6 protein-coding genes are annotated in these 7,313 nt (G+C 64.8%); 5 read left to right on the top strand and 1 reads right to left on the bottom strand.

The features are described from left to right. Together JWM94_RS07860 and rplQ are read left to right on the top strand one after the other, a co-directional pair. Positions 1-780 (top strand): DNA-directed RNA polymerase subunit alpha (locus tag JWM94_RS07860; protein WP_299424635.1); only part of this gene is annotated, 780 nt, incomplete at its 5' end. 182 nt (positions 781-962) lie between these two features. Next, the gene (gene rplQ, locus JWM94_RS07855) at positions 963-1,385 is read left to right on the top strand and encodes a 50S ribosomal protein L17 (RefSeq protein ID WP_299424633.1); all 423 of its coding nucleotides are present in this window, start codon (positions 963-965) and stop codon (positions 1,383-1,385) included. A gap of 161 nt (positions 1,386-1,546) precedes the next feature. Here the strand turns inward: rplQ and JWM94_RS07850 are convergent, their stop codons facing one another. Beyond that, entirely contained in the window at positions 1,547-2,083 is a 537-nt protein-coding gene (locus tag JWM94_RS07850) for a glycine zipper 2TM domain-containing protein (protein WP_299424630.1), read from the bottom strand. Positions 2,084-2,215: 132 nt separating this feature from the next. Between JWM94_RS07850 and JWM94_RS07845 the strand changes: the two genes are divergently transcribed. The 3 genes from JWM94_RS07845 to JWM94_RS07835 all read left to right on the top strand — a co-directional run. Next, complete coding sequence (locus JWM94_RS07845; protein ID WP_299424627.1) at positions 2,216-4,354, top strand: prolyl oligopeptidase family serine peptidase; 2,139 nt, start codon at positions 2,216-2,218, stop codon at positions 4,352-4,354. 75 nt (positions 4,355-4,429) lie between these two features. Next, complete coding sequence (locus JWM94_RS07840; RefSeq protein WP_299424624.1) at positions 4,430-6,091, top strand: hypothetical protein; 1,662 nt, start codon at positions 4,430-4,432, stop codon at positions 6,089-6,091. A gap of 81 nt (positions 6,092-6,172) precedes the next feature. After that, positions 6,173-7,313: NAD(P)/FAD-dependent oxidoreductase (locus JWM94_RS07835; RefSeq protein ID WP_299424621.1), on the top strand; the 1,141-nt coding region annotated here is incomplete at its 3' end.

Genomic DNA, 7,313 nt, shown 5'->3' with positions numbered 1-7,313 from the left:
CGCATGCAGGGCGAAGGCCCCAAACGGCTCCAGCTCTCGGTGACGGGCCCGGCCGACGTCAAGGCGGGCGACATCGCGGTATCGGGCGATATCGAGGTGATGAGCCCCGATCTGCTGATCTGCCACCTCGACGAGGGCGCGACGCTCAACATGGAGCTGACCGCCGACGTGGGTAAGGGCTATGTCGCCGCCATCGCCAACCGTCCGGCCGACGCGCCGATCGGTCTGATCCCGGTCGACGCGCTCTACTCGCCCGTCCGCCAGGTGTCGTACAAGGTCGAGAACACGCGCGTCGGGCAGGAACTCGATTACGACAAACTCACGCTGTCGATCGAAACCGACGGCACGGTGACCCCGGAGGACGCGCTCGCGTACGCCGCGCGCATCCTGCAGGACCAGCTCGCGCTGTTCGTCCACTTCGACGATTCGGCGATCACGCGCTCGGCGCCGATCGGCCTCGCCGCCGCCCCCGCCGACACCGGCGTCACCGGCGACACGCAGCAGATCAACCGCTACCTGCTCAAGAAGGTCGACGAGCTCGAACTGTCGGTGCGCAGCGCGAACTGCCTCAAGAACGACAACATCATCTATATCGGCGACCTGGTCGGCAAGACCGAAGCCGAGATGCTGCGCACGCCGAACTTCGGCCGCAAGTCGTTGAACGAGATCAAGGAAGTGCTGTCGAGCATGGGGCTGCGGCTGGGGATGGAAATCCCCGGCTGGCCGCCGGAAAACATTGAAGAGATGGCCAAGAAGCTCGAGCAGGAAATCATGGGCTAACCGCCCATCCCACCGTCACCCCCGCGAAAGCGGGGGCCCAGCTCCTGAACGTCGGGCCGGGTGAGACGGTGGGAGATGGGCCCCCGCTTTCGCGGGGGTGACGGAAAAGTGGGTGGGCTGACCGTCCTCACCAGGCCCGGGGTACCTGACACGGCCCCCTGACGAACGAAAAGGAATGACCCATGCGCCATAAAGTAGGCGGTCGTAAGCTTCAGCGTACCTCGGCACACCGCGCCGCGTTGTTCCGCAACATGGCGGCTGCGCTGATCAAGCACGAGCAGATCACCACCACCGTCGCCAAGGCGAAGGAGCTTCGCCCGTATGTCGAGAAGCTGGTGACGCTCGCGAAGAAGGGTGGCCTGTCGAACCGCCGCCTCGCGCACGCCAAGTTGCTCGACGACACGCAGCTGGTGAAGCTGTTCGACGTCATCGGCCCGCGCTACGCCAGCCGCAACGGCGGTTACACCCGCGTGATCAAGGCCGGCATCCGCATGTCCGACGCCTCGCCGATCGCGATCATCGAATTCGTCGACCGCGACGTCAGCGCCAAGGGCCAGGATTCGGGCCCGGTGATGGTCGATGAGGGGTATGACGAAGCGGCTTGAGCGGATTTCGATCGATTATAAAAAAGGGCCGCGCTTCCGAGGGAGAAGCGCGGCCCTTTCTGTGTTGGCCCGCCGCGGCAAAGCCGCGTCGTCGGACCTCGCTATGCGAGGCCGGCCGCGCTTCGCCGTCTTGGGGTTAGCTCACGCTAACCCCGTGCGGCTTAGCGGCACCGTACCGGCTGGTTGTTCTGGTCGATCGACTTGCCGAGCAGCGCGCCCAGTGCGCCGCCGATCAGCGTGCCGGCCGCGCGGTTGCGGCCGCCATCGATGACGTTACCGGCAACGGCACCGCCGATCCCGCCGATGATGAGGCCGGTCGTGCCGTCGTTGCGCTTGCAATAATAGCGCCCGTCCGACCCGCGATAGACCTGGTCGTTCGAGGTCAGCACACGCTCCTGATAGCGGGGATCGTCGCGATAATAGCGCGTCGCATCATAATCGGTCGCATAGCGGCGATCATAATCCTGGTCGTTGTAGCGCGGGTCGTTGTTATAGCGCGGATCGTTGTAGCTAGAGCGGCGCTGGTCGCGGCGCTGCGCCGCCTCGTAGATCGCGCGTTCGCGGTCGTAGGTGCGCTGCGCGGCGTCGAAACGGCGCTGTTCGTACACGGTCTGCGCGCCGGCAGGCAGCGCGGGCAGCGCGACCGCCGACAGCGAAACCGCCGCGGCAGACAAAGCGAGGGTGAGTTTACGCGACATATTCATTCTCCTTGGGATTACCCCGTGACAACGCGCAAACGTCGATACGGGTCCGTTCCGGTTATAATCCTTCCGGTTGAACCTGAAGTGACGCCTGATAGAGGGTGAGGTTCATCTTCGCGGAGTTTCCCGATGCGCCGAATTGTGCCGCTGACCCTGATCGCCCTTGCCGTTCCCGCTTTTGCCCAGACGAGTAATCCCAAGCCCATGACCTATCCCGCGACCGAGGCCGGCCCGACCGTCGACGAGCAATTCGGCGTCAAGGTCGCCGACCCGTATCGCTGGCTGGAGAACGACGTCCGCACCGATCCCAGGGTCGCGGCGTGGGTGGCGGACGAGAACCGTATCACCGACGCCTATCTCGCGACGCTGCCCGGGCGCGACATCTTCAAGGCGCGGCTGACCCAGCTGATCGATTACGAACGCTTCGGTACGCCGTACAAGAAAGGCGGGCGGTACTTCTACACGCGCAATTCGGGGCTGCAGAATCAGGCCGTGCTGTACGTGCGCGACAGTGTGAACGGGGCGGGGCGGGTGCTGATCGACCCCAACGGCTGGTCGAAAGATGGCGCGACCGCTTTGGGCGAATGGGTACCGAGCGAGGACGGCAAGCGGCTGGTCTATACGATCCAGGACGGCGGCACCGACTGGCGCACGGTCAAGGTGCTCGACGTCGACAGCGGCCAAGTGCTCGACGATACCGTCGAGTGGGTGAAGTTTTCCGGGCTCGCCTGGGCGAAGGACGGGTCGGGCTTTTATTATTCGCGCTTTCCGGCGCCGCCCGAGGGCAAGAAGTTCCAATCGACCAACGAGAACCAGGCGGTCTATTTCCACAAGCTTGGCACGCCGCAATCGGCCGACCCGCTGATCTACGCGACCCCCGACACCCCCAAGCGCGGGCACGGCATCCAGGTGACCGACGACGGCAAGTGGCTGGTCGTCACGACCACCGAGGGCACCGACAACCGCTACGAAATCACCGTGATCGATCTGACCGCGCCGAGCCCCACGCCGCGCACGATATTCAAGGGGCTCGATTACCAGTGGAGTCTGGCCGGCAATGTCGGCGGCACTTTCTATTGGGTGACGAACAAGGACGCGCCGCGGCTGCGGGTGGTGTCGACCAACCTCTATGCCAAATCAGCCGAGGTGCCGGTGGTCGGAGTGATCCCCGAGGACAAGGCGGTACTTGATGGTGCCGGGATCGTCGGCGGCAAGCTGATCGCGACATACCTGGTCGACGTGAAGAGCGAAGTGCGGACCTACGGTCTCGACGGCAAGCTCGCGGGCAAGGTTGCGCTCCCCGGGATCGGATCGGTCGGCGGGTTCGGCGGCGAGGCGGACGATCCCGAGACGTTCTACAGCTTCACCAGCTACAACACGCCGTCGACGATCTATCGCTACGACGTCGCGACCGGCAAATCGACCGTCTGGGCACAACCCAAGGTCGCGTTCAACCCGGCCAGCTACGTCGTCAGCCAAGTGTTCTACACGTCGAAGGACGGCACCCGCGTGCCAATGTTCATCGTCCGCAAGAAGGGCACGAGCGGCCCGGCGCCGACCCTCCTCTACGCCTATGGCGGGTTCAACATCACGATGGAGCCGGCCTTCTCCGCGACGCGGATCGCGTGGCTCGAACAGGGCGGGGTCTATGCCGTCGCCAACATTCGCGGCGGCGGAGAGTATGGCAAGCCGTGGCACGACGGCGGGCGGCTGGCCAACAAGCAGAACGTGTTCGACGATTTCATCGCGGCGGGCGAGTATCTCAAGGCCAAGGGCTATACCGGCAAGGATCAGTTGGCGGTGATGGGCGGGTCGAACGGCGGGCTGCTGATCGGCGCGGTAGTCAACCAGCGCCCGGATCTGTTCGCCGCCGCGCTGCCGCAGGTTGGCGTGATGGACATGCTGCGCTTCGACCGCTTCACCGCCGGGCGCTACTGGGTCGACGACTATGGCTATCCGTCGAAGGAAGCCGATTTCCGCGTGCTGTACAAATACTCGCCGTATCACAACATCCGCACGGGCAGGCCGTATCCGGCGATCCTGGCGGCGACCGCCGACACCGACGACCGCGTGGTGCCGGGGCACACGTTTAAATACACCGCGATGCTGCAATCGATGGACCTCGGCCCGAAACCGCGTCTGGTCCGCATCGAAACGCGCGCGGGGCACGGGTCGGGCAAGCCGACGACCAAGATCATCGACGAAACCGCGATGGACTGGGCGTTCATCGCCAAGTGGACGGGGATGACGGTCAAACCGGTGAAGTAACTCGCTGATTTACCTTGCGGGATTTGCCGCCCGGCGATTATGTTGCGCGCGGGGCAGGGTAATTTGGGGGTATCGATGCGTGTTGGACTGATTGGCGCGACCGCTTTGGCGGTCGTGACGGCGACGCCTGCGGCGGCATCGCCCGGCGATTTCAGCATGTGCGACGGCTATGCCGCGCCGACCAAGAAAATCGACGGCATGACCAAGGGTACGTGGCTGTGGGGGCTCGCGTCGCGCTCCGCCGACATTCGCCGCAGCCAGACCGCGTTCGGCGCGGAGGCCATTCCCGCTTGCGATGCCGCGCTCGCCGATCCGCTGTTGCTGCCGCAATATTGGCTGCGGCGCGCGCATTTGCTCCAGGCCAAGGCGACGCATCAGCTCGATGCCGGCGACGCCGCGGGCGCACTCGTGACGCTGGCGGCATCCGATGCGGCCGCGCCGGCAAAGGATTTGTACTTCGAACGCTCTGTGATGATGGGCAATCGCGCGTTGCGCGCCATCGCGGACTTCAAGCTGGGCAAGAAGGATGATGCACTCGCCGAGCTCGGCACGATCGAAAAGGAGCGACCCTATGCGGCGTTCCTGCGTCAGCTCACCTTGTCGATCCGCCTCGCCAACGAGACCGACCGTGAGACGCAACGCCGGCTGATCAAGGAAAACGCCCGGCTCTCCCCCGCGGGCTTCGTCCGGCTTTTCTGGCTGGAGATGGTCTATTCCGATTTCCGCGGGGCCGCGGACAATGGGCAAGACGTGAGCTTCGATTTACCGCGCGGCCGCGGCGACTGGCAGATCCAGGGACTGGAGAGCCAAAAATACCAGGCGATCGAGAAACGCGCGGACGTCGCCGGCGCGCGCGCCTATGCGTTGGCGGCGATCGGCAAGGTCGATGCGTCGCGCGCCGCCATTGCCGCCGCCGAAGCCGACCTGGCCGAGGTGATGGCGCCGCTTCCCCCGCTCGCGGCCGGCGAGACATACGGGAAGAGCAAGATCGCAAGCCACGATCGTCAGGTCGATGCGGGGCAGGTGGCGACCAGCAAGCTCGACCGCTGGAAGGCGCTGATCGCTTTGCGTGCGCGTGCCGGCACGCTGACGATCCAGACGCTGCGCACCGAGGTCGATCTCAAACAGTCGAGCACCATGACCGTTCTTCCCGACCTGCTGGGCCAGATCAAGGTCGCGACCCCGTCGGAAGCGGGTGCGCGCGATGACCTGATAAAGTCGCTGTATGGCAAGATCGACGCCGCGATCGCGAAGGACAATGTGCTGACGATCCGCGAGTTGGTCGAATTGCTCCCGCGCCCGGAAACGGCGTCGATGGTGCCGACATTTGCGGGGGCAGGGGACGGCTTTTTTCTCGGCGACCAGAATGGCTTCTACACGAAGCGCGAGGCGGACTCCAAATACCTCAACATCCGCTATGGCGGCCTTTTGACGAACCGGGCGACGATCGAGGAACTCGCCATGCTCGCCGCCGCACAACAGACGCGCAAGGCGGGCATGGACAGCTTCCTGGTGGATTCACGGATGTTCGTCGAACGCACGCTGACGACCTACGGCATGTATGGGATCAATTATGGCACCAGCAACAACGGCTATGAGGCGCGGATGCGCATCCTGCCGGTCAACGCTGCGGACTTGCCGGCAGACCTCGACCACAGCCGGTGGCGGCTGATCCGGGCCGACGAGGTCGAAGCGGCGCTGGGCGGCATTTACCTCAGCACTGCGCCAGCACGCTGATCGATAAGGGGGCGGCTCATTGGCCGCCCGCGACGGGCGCGCGGCTTGCCCTTACCCCATTTTCGAGGATAGGGTATGGTCATGAACGATCCGACCCCAATCCGCGCGCCCGTCGATAAGAAGGCGCTGCTCGCCAAATATATCGCCGAGCGCGACAAAAGGCTGCGCGACGACGGCAACGACCAATATATCGACCTCAACGGCGCGTTCGCGGATTATGCGATCGACCCGCACATGCCGGTGGTGCCGCGCGATCCGGTCACCGACCACGTCACCTTCGCGTTCGTCGGCGGCGGGTTTGCCGGGCTGGTGACCGGCGCGCGGCTCGCGGAAGCCGGGATCGACGACTATCGCATCATCGAGAAGGGCGGCGATTTCGGGGGTACGTGGTACTGGAACCGCTACCCCGGCGCGCAGTGCGATACCGCGTCGATGATCTATATTCCGCTGCTTGAGGAAACCGGGCACCGCCCGACCGAGAAATACGCGCATGGGCCCGAAATCCTCGACCAATGCCGGCGGATTGGGCGGCAATATGGGCTGTACGACAAGGCGCTGTTCCATACGCAGATTCGCGAGCTGCGCTGGGATCAGGCGCGGCAATTGTGGGAGATCACCACCGACCGCGACGATCGCTTTACCGCCAAATATGTCGGGATCGGCACGGGGCCGCTGCATATTCCGAAGCTGCCCGGGATTCCGGGGATCGAGAAGTTCAAGGGTAAGTCATTCCACACCAGCCGCTGGGATTACGGCTATACCAGGGGCGATGCGGACGGCGCGCCGATGAGCAATCTGGCGGACAAGCGGGTCGCGATCATCGGCACCGGCGCGACCTCGGTCCAGGCGGTGCCGCACCTCGCGCGCGCGGCCAAGGAACTCTACGTCGTCCAGCGCACGCCTTCGTCGGTCGATGTCCGCGCCAACGCGCCGATCGACCCCGACTGGTTCGCGGAAATCGCGACGCCGGGCTGGCAGCGCCGCTGGCTGGAGAATTTCACCGCCAACCAGACTCCGGGCATGATGGTCGACGAGGATCTGGTCGAGGACGGCTGGACCGACATTTCGCGGCGGATCAAGGCGCGCGTCGTGACGTTGCCGCCGGCCGAGCGCAGTTTCGAGAATATCCTGCGCGTGTGGGAGGATTCCGACTTCGAGAAGATGGAAGAAATCCGCGCGCGGGTTGACGCTATCGTCGCCGATCCGGGAACCGCGGCGGGGC

The sequence above is a fragment of the Sphingomonas bacterium genome, from assembly GCF_028289855.1.
Lineage (GTDB): Bacteria > Pseudomonadota > Alphaproteobacteria > Sphingomonadales > Sphingomonadaceae > Sphingomonas.
The sequence above is the reverse complement of the archived record's forward strand: the minus strand, read 5'-3'. Positions and strand labels throughout refer to the sequence as shown.